The sequence below is a fragment of the Paraburkholderia acidipaludis NBRC 101816 genome (assembly GCF_000684975.1).
Classification (GTDB): Bacteria; Pseudomonadota; Gammaproteobacteria; order Burkholderiales; family Burkholderiaceae; genus Paraburkholderia; species Paraburkholderia acidipaludis.
In genome coordinates, this window is sequence record NZ_BAXZ01000028.1 from 39183 (window position 1) to 53727 (window position 14545).

Consider the following 14545-nt stretch of genomic DNA (forward strand, 5'->3'; position numbering starts at 1 on the left):
CATGCAAGTCTTTAGTAGAAACCCTGATTTATATGTAGGAAGCCATATCATATCGCTCGAAAGCGTGGATGACGGTCGCGGTTAGCCGCTAAAGGTTTATCAAACCAGACCGATATCGTAGCAATGGACCATAAGAATTCCGGCAGAGGATCGTCCATGCGCGTATCACCACACCACTACGGAGGGTAGCGTGCGCTGTTCGCATCAGTGCGAACTCGCGCGCGACGATATGTTCAAACGCTTAACGATACAGAATGGGCTCACGCTCACGATTGCGGGCTATACGCTCGCGTTGATCGCCACGATGCTCGTCGCCGTGCTGGGTCTCAAGCAGAGCAACGATGCACTCAAGCAGTCCTACGCGACCGATACGGTGGCGCTCACTCATCTGAAGACGAGTTCCGAACTGATGCTGCAAGTGCAGCTGGCGCTCGGCAACTACGAGACGCTTTTTTCCATGGGGCGCGCGAGCGACGACCTGCTGCCGAAGGCGCGCGCGGTGCTCAAGGCGAGCGACGACAATTGGGCGGCGTATCTGGCAAAGCCGCGCAACGCCGAAGAGTCGCGCGCGGCCAATGAGGTGCAGGTGGCCCGGGCGGCGCTCATCAAGCAGGCGCTTGAGCCGGAGTTCGCGCAGCTCTCGCAGAACGACTACTACAAATTCCACAATACCCGGGGCGAGGCCGATTCGCTCAACACCCGATATGAGCGGGCGATGAGCGCGCTCGAAGCGTTACAGGTGGATCACCAGGAAGCGCGCTTCAATAGCGCGCAGGCGCAGTTCCATCGGCTCATGATCGCGGCGGCCGTGATCGCGCTGGCGGCGCTCGGCATTGGCCTCGGTGCGCGTGCCGCGCTGGCGGCGGTGATCGGACGGCCGCTTGCCCGCATGCAGTCGATGATGAGCGAGATCGCGTCGAGCCAGGATTTCACGCGCCGTGTGCCGGTGGGGCGGATGGACGAAATCGGGCGCTCGATCGTCGCGTTCAACGAGATGATCGAGAAGATCCAGCAAAGCTCCGCGCTGCTCAAGCAGAAGACGGCCGACATTCAGGCGATGCTGCAGAACATTCAGCAGGGCATGCTGACGGTGGTCGATGGCGCGCTCGTGCACGCCGAATACTCGGCTTACCTCGAAGCGATCTTCGAGACGAAGGAGATCGCCGGGCAGCCGGTCATGGAGCTCGTGTTCGATCACACGGATCTGAACTCGGACCTGCGCTCGCAGGTCGACGCCGCGATTCATGCCTGCATCGGCGAGGACGCGATGAACTTCACGTTCAACCAGCACCTGCTCGTGAACGAGATCGCCAAGACGATGGCCGACGGCCGCGTGAAGACGCTCGACCTCAGCTGGTCGGCGATCACCGACGAGAACGACACGGTCATGCGCCTCATGCTTTGCGTGCGCGACGTGACCGAGTTGCGGCAGCTTGCGGCCGAGGCCGGCGAGCAGAAGAGCCGGCTCGAAATGATCGGCGAGATTCTCGCGGTCAGCGAAGAGAAGTTCCACCATTTCGTCGACAGCGCAACGGGCTTCGTCAACGAGAACGAGCGGATCATTCGCCAGCACGCGCAGGCCGACAGCGCGGCGATTGCCGAGCTGTTCCGCAACGCGCACACCATCAAGGGCAACGCGCGCACCTACAGCCTGCAGCATCTGACGAGCATCGTGCACGAGACCGAGCGGCGCTACGACGCCCTGCGCCGCAACGATGTCAGCGAGGAGTGGAATCAGGAAGTCCTGATTGCCGACCTCGAACGCGTGAAGGCCGCGATCGAGCGCTACAGGACGATCAACGACGTGAGCCTGGGCCGCAAGGACGCCGGAAGCCACGGCAGCGCCGAACACTATCTGATGGTCGACCGCGGGCATATCCAGGAGAGCCTGCGCATGCTGGAAGCAGCGGACCCGGTCGACGTCCGCAGCCTGCTGACGATGCGCGACTCGCTGCATCGGAACTTGCGCATTCTCGGCACCGAAACGATCGAGGACGCCTTGTCGGGCGTGCTCGGGTCGTTGCCGTCGCTGGCGCGGGAGTTGGGCAAGGAGCCGCCCGTCGTGCGCATCGATGACGGTGGCTACCGCGTGGACAAGCAGGTGAGCAGCACCTTGAAGAATGTCTTCATGCACCTGATTCGCAACTCGGTCGATCATGGCATCGAGACCGCGACCACGCGCGTCGCGCAGGGCAAGCCGGCGGCCGGCACGATCGCCATTCAGGCCAGCCTCGGCAGGGGCGCGCTGCAGATCACCCTGAGCGACGACGGCCGCGGCCTCGCCCTCGGGCGTATCCGCAGTATCGCGAGTGCGCGCGGTTGGCTCGACGACGACGCGCAACTGAGCGACGAACTGGTGGCCGACTTCATCTTTCACGCCGGCTTCTCGACCGCCGAAAAGGTCACGGAAGTGTCCGGGCGCGGCGTTGGCATGGACGCGGTGCGGGATTTCCTGAAGCGCGAGAACGGCAGCATCCAGTTGCGCTTCACCGACGACCAGCGCGGCGCCGACTACCGTCTGTTCCAGATCGTGGTCTGCCTGCCGGAGCGGTGCGCGGTGCACAGCGTGGGCGGTGCGCCGCAGGAGAAGGAAGAGATGCCGTTGCAGGCCGACGCGCTGTCCGATTGAGTCATCTGGAGAAGGGCAGTGGCAGAACGATATGGAATCCCGATTATTGCGTTGATGCTCGGCTTGCTGGCCGTGTTCGCGGCGGTGTGGTTCGAGCGGCGCCGCGGCACACGGGAGCTCGCGCAGCAGCGCGCCGAAGCCGAAGCGCGCCATGGCGCCGCGCTCGCGCAGGCCGATGCCCGGCATCGGGAGCAGGCGGAACAGGAAAAGCGCGAGCTCGAGTCGCTCGTCGCGAGCCTGCGCGACGACCTGGCCCGGCGCTCGGCGGGCGAGGACGAAGCCCATGCGGCGCGTGCCGCCGTGCTCGAGTTCAAGGAGGAATGCGGGCGGCTGGCGGCGTCCATCGCGGACGAAGCGGCCCGGCTCAAGACGCTTGCCGTGACCTTCGAGCGCTGGCATGAGCAGATGATTTCGCTGATGGCGCAGAACCAGGAGATGCACAGCAAGAACCAGGAGCTGTCGTCGATCGTCGCGCACGTGCTGATCGTGTCCTTGAACGCCTCGATCGAGGCGGCGCGCGCAGGCGCCGCCGGACGCGGATTCTCGGTCGTGGCGAGCGAGGTGCGCACGCTGGCGTCGCGCTCGCAGGAACTGTCGAAGAGCTATCGGGACAGCCTGCATCGCAACGACCTGATCACGACGGCGACCTTCCAGGATATTCAGGCGGGCGGCAAGATGATCGCCGCCTCGCTGGGCGGTGTTGCGTCGCGCGCGAACCAGCTTCAATCCAGGCTCGAGCAGGTGGCGACGTGATCAGCGAGCAAGCGAAGGACAGCCTCGAGCGGATCTTTCGCCAGGCCGCGCGCCTGCGCCTGACGGCCAGCGCGGGCGATTCGTGCGAAGTCGCGCACGGCGCGCCGCACGAAGGCACGTCGGACGACGAATTGATCGTGCTGACCATTTCGTCGATCACTTTCCGGCTGCTGCTGGTCCTGCGTTTCGACAACGACGACGCCACCCGCGCTTACTACCTCGGCGGCGGGGAGGCGACGCTGGAGGAACGGCTGCTCGAAATCTGCAACCTGTGCTGCGGCGCGATGAATCATCAGCTCGTCGAATACTTCCCGGATCTCGGGATGTCGACGCCCTACGTGCTCAGCGGCCACTGCGCGGCGTATCTGACTCAACTGAAGCCCGATTTCCTCGCCTCGTATTGCGTGACGGTCAACGGGACCGTGCGGCTCGGCGCGACGGTATGCGTGTGCGCCGACGCGCCGCTCGATTTCGTGGCGCACGTCGCCGAGGTTGCCGACGTGGCCGAGAGCGTCGGCGAGCTCGAACTCTTTTGACAACCCGGCAAGAAAGCCCGCATTTGTTTTGACGGATTACCTGATAAGGACTGGAGAGGAAAGCGTTATGGCGAAGATTCTGGTGGTGGACGATTCGAGCACCGTGCGCGACGAGGTGGCGGGCTTCCTGAGAAAGAACGGCCTCGACGTGGACACGGCGATCGACGGCAAGGACGGGCTCGCGAAGCTGCGCACGAGCCCGGGCACCCGGCTCGTGATCAGCGACGTGAACATGCCGAACATGGACGGGCTGACCATGGTCGAGAAGATTCGCGGGGAGCTTGCGAATCAGAGTGTCAACGTGATCATGCTGACGACGGAAAGCAGCCCGGCGATGAAGGAGCGCGGCAAGGCCGCCGGCGTGAAGGGCTGGATCGTCAAGCCGTTCAAGGGTGAAGCGGTGCTGGAGACGTTCCGCAAGCTCGCGGGCTGAGCGGGCGGCAAGCGGAGGATTGAAGCGGCTGCAGTGTCACGAGTACACGCGCCTTTTCGTCGTCGATGTCGACGTGGACTCGCACAGAGTGCTGCACCATGACACCGAAAGAACTGTTGGCGAGAGTGATCCGGCTGATTGCCGTGCCGCCGGAGAATCCGGAGCTGCTCAAGGCGCAACACCAGGCCTTCGCGCGGCAGCTTCCCGTGATGTACATCATCCTCGTTTCCAGCACCTGGAGCGTGGCCGTCACGCACATGGGGCACGCGCCCGGCTGGCTGGCCGTCACCATACCGGTCCTGCTTACGCTGACGTGCGCGATCCGGGTGCTCTACTGGTGGAAATCGCGTCATGTGGACACGACCGCGCAAGCCGCGGCGCGAGCGCTCATGCGCACGAACCGCCTGGCCGTGGTCATCGCCGTCGCGTTCACCACGTGGGCGCTCCTGCTGTTTCCGTATGGGAATGCGTTCGAGAAGGCCCAGGTGGCCTTCTACATGGCGATTACGGTGATCGGGATCATCCTGAGCCTCATGTTCCTGCGCTCTGCCGCGCTCATCGTGACGGTGATCGTGAACGTACCGTTCATGCTCTTCTTTGTTTCGACAGGAGAACCAACCTTGGTCGCGACCGCGATCAACATGGTTTTCGTTTCGGGCGGTCTGATTGCCATGGTTTTCGTCAATCACGAGGCCTTCGCGCGCATGATCGAAGCCCGGAGCGAGTCGCGCAACCGGGAGCAGGCCCAGCAGCGCCTGCTGGACATGATCGACGACATGCCGGTGGCAGTGATGACCGTCGACCTCGACACGTTCAGGATCAACTACGTCAACGAAACGTCGAAGCATACGCTGCGCGCCATCGAACACCTGCTGCCGATCCGCGCGGCCGACATCGTGGGGACCTCGATCGACGTGTTTCACCGGCATCCGGAACGCCAGCGCCGGCTGCTGTCCGATCCCGCCAACCTGCCGCACCGGACCCGCATCCAGCTTGGGCCGGAAGTGCTCGACCTGCAGGTGTCGGCCGTCAACAACGCGAACGGCCACTATATCGGCCCGATGCTCTCCTGGTCCATCGTGACGCGGCAGGCAGAGGCCGAGGAACGGATCTACCGGCTCGCGCACGAGGACTCGCTCACGGGCCTGCCGAACCGGGCCACTTTCCTGGACGAGCTGGAGGCGAACCTGGCCCGGCCGGACACGGCCATCGGTCTGCTGTACATCGATCTGGACGGGTTCAAGATCATTAACGATGCGCGCGGACATCGCGCCGGCGACGAACTCCTGCGGCAGGTCGCCAACCGGCTGCGCGGCGAGTGTCTGCACGCTCCGAACCTGAACCTCGGACGCATTGGCGGCGACGAGTTTGCGGTGCTCGTACGCGATGCCTGTGCGGATGCGGTCGCCTCGATCGCCGCGAGACTGGTCGAGGTGCTCATCGCGCCTTACGCCCTCGAGCCTGACCGGCAGGTGCGGATCGGCGCCTCCATTGGCTGCGTGCTGGCCCCGCATCGCGACGAGAGCGCGGAGGCGCTGCTCTCGCGTGCGGACATGGCGCTCTACGCAGCCAAGGCGGCCGGCAAGGGAACCTACCGCATGTTCTCGCCGGATATGGAGGCGCGCGCGCAGGAGCGGCTGCAGCTCGAAGCGAAGCTGCGCGTCGCGCTCGAAGAGAATCAGGGCCTCTTCGTGTTTTATCAGCCGATCGTCGACGTTGCGACGACCCGGGTCACGGCGAGAGAAGCGTTGGTGCGTTGGCACAGCCCGAAGCGGGGCTGGATTTCTCCCTCGGAGTTCATCCCGGTGGCCGAAGACAGCGGTTTGATCGACCGGCTCGGGCGGTTCGTGCTGAACCGCGCATGCCGCGATGCGGCGCACTGGCGGGACGGCGCACGCGTGGCCGTGAACGTTTCCGCGGCGCAGCTCGGCCGCGGAACGATCGGACCCACGATCGCGGCCGTGCTCGCCGATTCGGGACTGCCTCCCGACCGGCTCGAAATCGAAGTGACGGAAACGGCGTTGCTGCACGACGAGGGCGAAGTCGTAGCCGACTTGCGCGCGCTTCGCGACATGGGCGTGCGCGTGGCGCTCGACGATTTCGGAACGGGCTTCTCGTCGCTGGTCCACGTGCGGGCCTTCCCGTTCGACAAGATCAAGATCGACGGTTCGTTCGTCCGTGACGCCGTTACGCGGCCTGACTGCGCAGCCGTGGTCAGGGCCATTGCGGACCTGGGCAAGCGCCTGGGCGTCACGACCGTGGCGGAAGGCGTGGAAACCCAGGAGCAGTTCGCCCGCATCACGGAAGAAGGGTGCACCGAGGTCCAGGGCTATCTCTTCGGCCACCCTCTGCCTCGCGAAAGCGACGCACTCCTGATAGAACGTATCAACCTGCATGCCTCGTCGGGAACACCGCTCAGGAACCCGACACCGTCTTGACCGGACGTGTTTACACCTATCAATACAACGCCTGCGCAGCCGTTAAAACGGCATCATCGTCCGCCCGCGAAATTCGGGCATGCCGAGCCTTGACCTCGGCCGCATCATGTTCACGAAATATTCCGCCTTCAACCTGATTCTCTCGACGCCGGCGCTGGAGCGGGACACGGTTAGCGCGTCCAGCCGCTCGTCGCTGCTGTCGACGCTGTTCGACAACTTTCGTCCGCTGCTCATGGCGGGCATCGCCAGCGCGTTCGTCGCGGCGACGGCGTTCGTGCGGCTGCACCAATGGTGGGCCGCGTTATGGTTCGCCGCCGATCTGGGTACGACTTCGGCCCGGCTCGGCATGGTGTACTTCTACACGTCCCGCGGCCCCTCGGCCAGGGTTCATCCGCAACGATGGGCCATCTCCTATGTGCCCCTCGCGCTCGCTTCGTCCCTGTTGCTGGGTACCGGCACGATGGCGTGCGTGATGTCGGCGGATACCGAGGTGGCCGCCCTCGCCATCATGGTGACAGCCGGGGTTCTGGGCGGCATAGCGTCACGCAACGCCGCGCTGCCTTACCTCGCGATCACGCAGATTCTCCTGGGCGCGCTGCCGATCGGCCTTGGTGCGCTGCTCACGGCACGGAGCGGGTTCTGGATTCTCGTGCCGCCCCTCGTGGCCTACGTCACCGCCATGGTCTCGGTTGTCCGCCGCCACTACGAGGGGCTCGTCGCGTTGATGAGCGCGGAACAGAAACATGCGGAAATTGCGGCCCGGTTCGATGCGGCATTGGCCAACATGCCGCACGGCCTGTGCACCACCGACATCGCGGGAAGGGTCATCATCGCCAACCGCCGCACGGCGGAGCTGTTCGGCGCCACGGCCGAAATGCTGAAACTCAACGCGCCGCTGCCCGAGTTTATCGGTCATGTCGCGCTCGCGCAGTTCGGCGAGACGCTGCGCCCGCAGATCACGGAGCGATGCGCGGCATGGCTGCGCGAAGGACGCAGTCCGTTGAACCTGGAACTCCGCGACGGTCGGCAGCTCGAGATGACCCGCAACCCGCTGCCCGACGGCACCGCCGTGATCATCATCGAAGACGTCACGGAACGTCGCCAGAACGAGGCGAATATTCTTTACCTCGCGAGACACGATTCACTCACCGGTCTTGCCAACCATCGCGAATTCGGCGACCAGCTCGACACGATCCTTGCCCATGCAACGATCACGCACGAAAACGCACCCGCCGTCATGTATCTGGATCTCGACGGATTCAAGCAGGTCAACGACAAACTCGGTCATGGCGCCGGAGACGAGGTATTGAAAGAAGTCGCGGCACGCCTGAAGCGCGCGCTTCGGCATGACGAACTCGCGGCGCGCCTCGGCGGGGACGAATTCGCCATCGTCGGCCAGTACGCGGATCTGACCTCCGCCACGGCAACCGCGCAACGCCTCATTCGCGAACTGGAGCGCCCCTATCGCCTGTCCGCCGGCAAGACGGTCGCTATCGGCACCAGCATCGGCATTGCCTTCGCTACCGGGAACGAAGCCCCGGACCAGATCATTCGTCGTGCTGACGATGCGCTGTACCGCGCCAAACAGGCGGGTAAGGGCACTTACCGCGTCTCCAGAGGCGCAGTTATGCGGTAGAAGCCCGGCACCGGGGCGAAATGTGTGCGCTACACCTTGAGCGGAGCCCGACTCTGCTCGTTGTTCAGATGAACGAATTGACTCAGCAGGCGCATCAGATTGACGGCGTCCTCTTCGGACATGCCGGCGAAAAGCGTATCGCGCAGATCGCGCACGGACGGCATCAGGCCGGCCAGCAGCGCCTCGCCTTCCGGCGTGAGAAGCAGACGACGCTGTCGCCTGGGCAGCATCTCCCTCACGATCCATCCTTTGCTCTCCAGGCGCGCGGCAATGTCTGCCGTCGTCGAGGTGTCGAGCGCCACTTTTTGCGCGAGCGTGACCTGATCCAGGCCGGGGCATTCGCCAAGCATGCGGAGGATGGCGTATTGCACAGGGGTAACGTCACGCCCCAGTTTTTCGTAAAACATGGCGACTGCGATCTGATTGGCGCGGCGGATCAGATGGCCGGGCTCTTCGTAGAGGTCCAGGGGCGGGCGGGCTGCGTCGGCGGCAGTGCTTTTTTTCATGGCGAGATCAGGCGTGATTCATCGGCCGGTATGCGGATACCGTAACCGTTGAGGGAAAACCAGTATACCGCGCGGCTTGTAGGCGGATCAGACATTCAGTACACTGAATTACATTCAGTACACTGAATATACCGATCGCGCTCCGACCCGGCAAGGTCGACCGAGGGCGCCTGAAAAGGAGGCAAAAGAATGTTCTTGAAGAATGCGTGGTATGTGGCAGGCACCCCCGACGAGATCGACGCGAAGCCGCTCGGCCGCAAGATTTGCGGCGAGTCGATCGTGTTCTATCGCGGTGCGGGCGGCGAGGTGGTGGCGCTCGAGGACTTCTGTCCGCATCGCGGGGCACCGCTTTCGCTGGGTTTTGTCCGCGATGGCGAACTCGTGTGCGGTTATCACGGACTGCAGATGGGTTGCGACGGCAAGGCGTCGAGCATGCCTGGCCAGCGGGTCGGCGGTTTTCCGGCGGTCAGGCGCTATGCGGCGTTGGAGCGATACGGGTTCCTCTGGGTCTGGCCCGGCGACGCGTCGCAGGCCGATCCGGCAAAGCTGCACCACCTGCCGTGGGCGGACGATCCGCAATGGGCGTATGGCGGCGGGCTGTATCACATTCGCTGCGACTACCGTCTCATGATCGACAACCTGATGGACCTCACGCACGAAACGTATGTGCACGCGAGCAGCATCGGCCAGAAGGAAATCGACGAAGCGGCGCCGAAGACCGTCAGCCGCGGCGACGAAGTCGTCACCAGCCGCTTCATGCACAACGTCAGCGCGCCGCCGTTCTGGAAGATGGCGCTGCGCGGCAACGGCCTTGCCGACGACGTGCCTGTCGACCGCTGGCAGGTCTGCCATTTCACGCCGCCTGGCCACGTCATGATCGAAGTCGGCGTCGCGCATGCGGGTCATGGCGGCTACGACGCGCCCGCCGACCGGAAAGCTGCCTCGATCGTGGTGGATTTCATCACGCCGGAGACCGAAACGTCGATCTGGTACTTCTGGGGCATGGCGCGCAATTTCCAGCCCGACAATGCCGAATTGACCACCCAGATCCGCGAGGGGCAGGGGAAGATTTTCGGCGAAGATCTGGAGATGCTCGAGCGGCAGCAGCAAAACCTGCTGGCATGGCCCGAGCGTCAACTGCTGAAGCTCAATATCGACGCGGGCGGCGTGCTGTCCCGCAAGGTCATCGACCGTCTGCTCGCCGAAGAGCGTTCGCCGGCGCCCGGACGGCCCGTCGCGCCGATCGTGCCGGCGAAGGGGGCGGTGTGAGCGACATGACGTTGACGGTCGAGGTCGTGCGCAAATGGGACGAGGCGCACGGCATCTGCGGTTTCGAATTGCGGCGTCCGGACCGCGGGCCGTTGCCCGCGTTCAGCGCCGGCGCCCACATCGACGTGCATCTGCCCGGCGGCTTCGTGCGCCAGTATTCGTTATGCGGGAGTCCTTCATGTCAGGACCGCTACGAAATCGCCGTGCTGCGCGACGTGCAAGGGCGCGGCGGGTCGATGGCGATTCACGATGATGTCCGCCAGGGCGACCTGATCCGCATCGGCACGCCGCGGAACCTGTTTCCCCTCGATGCCGAGGCACAACGGCACCTGCTGCTGGCAGGCGGTATTGGCGTTACGCCGATCCTCTCGATGGCGGAGCATCTCGCCGCCGCCGGTACGCCGTTCGAGATGCATTACTGCACGCGTTCCAGCGAACGGACTGCGTTTGTCGAGCGGCTGGCCGATCCGGCTTTTCGCGAGCGCGTGCAGTTCCATTTCGACGACGCAGGCGCCGACCAGGCGTTCGATCTTGCCGCGGTACTCGCGGCGGCAACGGCGCAAACGCATCTCTACGTTTGCGGGCCGCGCGGATTCATGGAGGCGGTGCTGGCCGAAGCGCGCGCGCAAGGCTGGGCCGAACACCGGCTGCATTACGAGTTCTTCTCCGCCCTCGTTCAGGAAGCGGGCACGGATACGGCGTTCGAAGTGCGGATCGCGAGCAGTGGGGCATCCGTCGAGGTGCCGCCCGGCTGCACGGTCATCGCCGCGCTCGCGCGGCACGGCGTGGAGGTGCTGACGTCGTGCGAGCAGGGCGTGTGCGGAACCTGCATGACCCGCGTGCTGGAAGGGCAGCCCGATCATCGCGACAGTTATCTGACTGACGAGGAGAAGGCGGCCGGCGAGTATTTCATGCCGTGCTGCTCCCGCGCCAGGTCGCCCGTCCTGATTCTCGATCTCTAACGCTCATCCTCTCCGGCCGGCCGGGCTCCCGCGCATCTTGCGGCCTGGCCGGCCCGTCATGGCTTTCCCCCCGCCTGCTTCTTTGCCCGCATTTCATGCTGCGGTGCATCTCGAAAAAATAGTTATGTGATGTAACTATTATGGTATAAAACTATCAGACGGCATTCGACCGGAACCAAGGAGACAACGGCAATGAATCTGAACGGCAAGACCCTGATCGTCACCGGCGTGGCGTCCGGCATCGGCGCAGAGACGGCGCGCCTCGCGCGGTTTCACGGCGCTCGCGTGATCGGCGTGGATCGCCAGCCTGTGAACATGACGCTCGACGCGTTTCACCAGGCCGATCTGGGCGATCCGGCCGCGATCGACGCGCTGGTCGCGCACCTGCCGGAGCGCATCGACGCCCTGGCCAATATCGCCGGGGTGCCAGGCACGGCGCCGGTGGATCTCGTGGCGCGCGTGAACTATCTGGGTCTGCGCCATCTCAGCGAGGCGCTGCTGCCGCGCATCGTGGCGGGAGGCAGCGTGATCAACGTCGCGTCGATCCTCGGGGCGGAGTGGCCGCAGCGGCTCGAACTGCACCGCGAGCTGGCCGACACCGCCGGTTTCGAGGCCGGCGCTCGATGGCTCGGCGCGCGTCCCGTGCCGCAGGCCACCTGCTACCAGTACTTCAAGGAAGCCCTGATCGTGTGGAGCGCGCGCCGTTCGCAGGACTGGTTCGCGAAGCATTCCGTGCGCGTCAACAGCGTCGCGCCGGGCCCCGTCTTTACGCCGATTCTCGGCGACTTCGTGACGATGCTCGGCCCCGAGCGCGTGGAAGCCGATGCCGCGAAGATGAAGCGCCCCGCCTACGCAGACGAAGTGGCGGAAGCCATCGTGTTTCTGGCCTCCGGTTCCGCCCGCTGGATCAACGGCATCAATCTGCCCGTCGACGGCGGCCTGGCCGCCACGGCAATCTAAGGACACCCGATCAATACCTACTGGAGACATGCGTCATGAGCAATTCGTCAGGAATTTCGCTTGCCAACGCCGACACGTGGCAGGGCAAGATCTTTAACGGCGACTGGGTTGGTACGCCCGGCGTTCTGGACGTCGTCGAACCCGCCTCCGGCCGGCCGCTGCATCAGGTCGGCAAGGTCACGCCGGAGGACGTCGCCGTCGCCGTGAAATCGGCACGCGCGGCGCAGCGCGCGTGGGCCGCCACGTCGCCGCGCGAGCGGGCCGCCGTGTTTCATCGCGCCGCGGCGCTGTTGCAGGAACAGGCCGGCGCTGCCGCGGCGCTGATCGCGCGCGAGACCGGCGCCATTCTGGCGAAGGGCGAGCACGAGGTGCGCGAAGCGATCGTGTTGCTGCAGCGTGCCGCGGCGATGCCGCTGGAAGCCAACGGACGGGTGCTGCCGGGCCAGCCGGGGCGCCTGAGCATCGCGCGCCAGCTGCCGCTGGGCGTGATCGGCGTGATCTCGCCGTTCAATTTCCCGCTCGTGCTCTCGCTGCGCTCGGTCGCGCCCGCGCTCGCGGTGGGCAATGCCGTGGTGATCAAGCCGGATCCGCGCACGCCTTACGCGGGCGGCTTCGTGATCGCGGAGGTGCTGGCGGCCGCGGGCCTGCCCAAAGGGCTGCTGCACGTTCTGCCGGGCGGCGCGGATGTCGGGCAGGCGCTGGTCGAAGCTCCCGGCGTGCCGATGATCGCGTTTACCGGCTCGACTGCGGCTGGCCGCAAGATCGGCGAGCTGGCGGGGCGCCATCTGAAGAAGGTGTCGCTTGAGCTCGGCGGCAAGAATTCGCTGATCGTGCTGGAGGATGCCGATCTCGACAAGGCGGCCTCGGCCATTGCATTCGGCGCCTGGTTCCATCAGGGGCAAATCTGCATGGCGACGGGCCGCGTGCTTGCCCATCGCAGCATTGCGGGCGAACTCACGCGCCGTCTTGCCGACAAGGCGCGCCACCTGCCGGTGGGCGATCCCGCCGTGGCGCAGGTCGCGCTCGGGCCCATCATCGACCAGCGGCAACTGCAGAATGTGGTCGATATCGTGAGCGCTTCGGTGACGGCAGGCGCCGTGGTCGAGGCGGGCGGAACGCACGAAGGGCTGTTCTACGCGCCGACCGTGCTGTCCAACGTGAAGCCGGGCATGCGCGCGTTCGACGAAGAAATTTTCGGGCCCGTCGCCAGCGTGATTCCGTTCGACACCGACGAGGAGGCAATCGAGCTCGCCAATCGCACCGAATACGGTCTCTCGGCAGGCGTGATCTCGGCGTCGGTCGGGCGTGCCATGGCGATAGGCGAGCGGCTGCACACGGGCCTGCTGCACATCAACGACCAGACCGTGGCCGACGAGGTCACCAATCCCTTCGGCGGGACCGGGGCTTCGGGCAACGGCACCAGCGTCGGCGGCCCCGCCGACTGGGAGCAGTACACGCACTGGCAGTGGGTCACGGTCAAGGACGCCGTGCCGCAGTATCCGTTTTAAGTCGCGGTAGAAGCGCCCATGCGAGGGTGCTTCTACCAACGCCTTCAATTATCGATAAGGTATACGAAATGAGCAGTCAGGCAGAAGAACAAACCGTCGCGTTCGGCATCGAGGACGGTGTGGCATGGGTCAGGTTCAACCGCCCGGAAAAGCGTAACGCGATGAGCCCGGCGCTGAACCGGCGCATGATGGAGGTGCTCGACGAGCTGGAGTTTCATCCCGACGTGGGCGTGCTCGTGCTGACCGGCGAGGGCACGGCGTGGACGGCCGGCATGGACCTGCAGGAGTATTTCCGCGACACCGAAGCGCACGGCCTGCAGGGCACGCGCAAGGCCCAGCGCGAGAGCTACGGCTGGTGGCGGCGTCTGCGCTGGTATCAGAAGCCCACCATCGCGATGATCAACGGCTGGTGCTTCGGCGGCGGTTATGGTCCGCTGTTTGCCTGCGATCTCGCGTTCTGCGCCGAGGAAGCGCGCTTTGGCCTTTCGGAAATCAACTGGGGCATTTTGCCGGGCGGCGGCGCGTCGAAGGTCGCCGCGGAACTCTTGTCGTTCCGCCGCGCGATGTATCACGCGATGCTGGGCGAGAACATCGACGGCCGCAAAGCCGAGGAGTGGGGACTCGTCAACGAGGCGGTGCCTGCCGGGCAACTGCGTGCGCGCGTTGTGGAAGTGGCGCAGGCGCTGCTCAAGAAGAATCCGGTTGCCCTGAAGGCCACCAAGGACGCCATTCGCCGCGTGCGCGAGATGACCTACGATAACGCCGAGGACTTTCTCGTGCGCGCCCAGGAAGCGGCCAACAGCTTCGACGACGACGGCCGCAAGGAAGGCCTGCGGCAGTTCCTCGACGACAAGATTTACAAGCCGGGGTTGGGCGCTTACGATCTGACCCGCAAGCGTGCCTGAATGCAGGAGC

General features: G+C 65.0%; 13 protein-coding genes. 11 read left to right on the top strand and 2 right to left on the bottom strand.

Annotated features, from left to right (window positions below; translation table 11 throughout):
- Nucleotides 1-229: 229 nt before the first annotated feature.
- The 5 genes from BAC01S_RS26105 to BAC01S_RS26125 all read left to right on the top strand — a co-directional run bounded on the left by BAC01S_RS26105 (nucleotide 230) and on the right by BAC01S_RS26125 (nucleotide 6789).
- Nucleotides 230-2629: a Tar ligand binding domain-containing protein gene (locus BAC01S_RS26105; RefSeq protein ID WP_027797417.1), complete on the top strand. Its 2400-nt coding sequence runs from the start codon at nucleotides 230-232 to the stop codon at nucleotides 2627-2629.
- 54 nt (nucleotides 2630-2683) lie between these two features.
- On the top strand, nucleotides 2684-3382 hold the full coding sequence (locus BAC01S_RS26110; RefSeq protein ID WP_156954547.1) for a methyl-accepting chemotaxis protein: 699 nt from the start codon (nucleotides 2684-2686) through the stop codon (nucleotides 3380-3382).
- The gene (locus BAC01S_RS26115; RefSeq protein WP_027797419.1) at nucleotides 3379-3918 is read left to right on the top strand and encodes a hypothetical protein; all 540 of its coding nucleotides are present in this window, start codon (nucleotides 3379-3381) and stop codon (nucleotides 3916-3918) included. The genes BAC01S_RS26110 and BAC01S_RS26115 overlap by 4 nt, the downstream gene beginning before the upstream one ends.
- Nucleotides 3919-3985: 67 nt before the next feature.
- On the top strand, nucleotides 3986-4351 hold the full coding sequence (locus BAC01S_RS26120) for a response regulator (protein ID WP_027797420.1): 366 nt from the start codon (nucleotides 3986-3988) through the stop codon (nucleotides 4349-4351).
- Nucleotides 4352-4449: 98 nt separating this feature from the next.
- On the top strand, nucleotides 4450-6789 hold the full coding sequence (locus BAC01S_RS26125) for a putative bifunctional diguanylate cyclase/phosphodiesterase (protein WP_027797421.1): 2340 nt from the start codon (nucleotides 4450-4452) through the stop codon (nucleotides 6787-6789).
- A 42-nt stretch (nucleotides 6790-6831) separates the two neighbouring features.
- Here the strand turns inward: BAC01S_RS26125 and BAC01S_RS35710 are convergent, their stop codons facing one another.
- Entirely contained in the window at nucleotides 6832-7023 is a 192-nt protein-coding gene (locus BAC01S_RS35710; protein ID WP_245616686.1) for a hypothetical protein, read from the bottom strand.
- On the opposite strand from BAC01S_RS35710, the gene BAC01S_RS26130 reads away from it, so the two are divergent.
- Nucleotides 7022-8425, top strand: a complete 1404-nt coding sequence (locus BAC01S_RS26130; protein WP_407667960.1) for a diguanylate cyclase domain-containing protein — start codon at nucleotides 7022-7024, stop codon at nucleotides 8423-8425. The two genes, BAC01S_RS35710 and BAC01S_RS26130, sit on opposite strands and share 2 nt — an antisense overlap.
- A 29-nt stretch (nucleotides 8426-8454) precedes the next feature.
- Here the strand turns inward: BAC01S_RS26130 and BAC01S_RS26135 are convergent, their stop codons facing one another.
- On the bottom strand, nucleotides 8455-8931 hold the full coding sequence (locus BAC01S_RS26135) for a MarR family winged helix-turn-helix transcriptional regulator (protein WP_027797423.1): 477 nt from the start codon (nucleotides 8929-8931) through the stop codon (nucleotides 8455-8457).
- A 189-nt stretch (nucleotides 8932-9120) separates the two neighbouring features.
- Here BAC01S_RS26135 and BAC01S_RS26140 point away from each other — a divergent pair, with 189 nt between their 5' ends.
- The 5 genes from BAC01S_RS26140 to BAC01S_RS26160 all read left to right on the top strand — a co-directional run bounded on the left by BAC01S_RS26140 (nucleotide 9121) and on the right by BAC01S_RS26160 (nucleotide 14535).
- Nucleotides 9121-10200: an aromatic ring-hydroxylating oxygenase subunit alpha gene (locus BAC01S_RS26140; protein ID WP_027797424.1), complete on the top strand. Its 1080-nt coding sequence runs from the start codon at nucleotides 9121-9123 to the stop codon at nucleotides 10198-10200.
- A complete protein-coding gene (locus BAC01S_RS26145) occupies nucleotides 10197-11162 on the top strand; it encodes a PDR/VanB family oxidoreductase (protein ID WP_027797425.1) in 966 nt (321 codons plus the stop codon). Before BAC01S_RS26140 ends, BAC01S_RS26145 begins: the two co-directional genes overlap by 4 nt.
- A 192-nt stretch (nucleotides 11163-11354) precedes the next feature.
- Nucleotides 11355-12122: a coniferyl-alcohol dehydrogenase gene (locus tag BAC01S_RS26150; RefSeq protein ID WP_027797426.1), complete on the top strand. Its 768-nt coding sequence runs from the start codon at nucleotides 11355-11357 to the stop codon at nucleotides 12120-12122.
- 35 nt (nucleotides 12123-12157) lie between these two features.
- A complete protein-coding gene (locus tag BAC01S_RS26155; protein WP_027797427.1) occupies nucleotides 12158-13630 on the top strand; it encodes a benzaldehyde dehydrogenase in 1473 nt (490 codons plus the stop codon).
- Nucleotides 13631-13698: 68 nt separating this feature from the next.
- On the top strand, nucleotides 13699-14535 hold the full coding sequence (locus BAC01S_RS26160) for a p-hydroxycinnamoyl CoA hydratase/lyase (RefSeq protein WP_027797428.1): 837 nt from the start codon (nucleotides 13699-13701) through the stop codon (nucleotides 14533-14535).
- Nucleotides 14536-14545 lie beyond the last annotated feature (10 nt).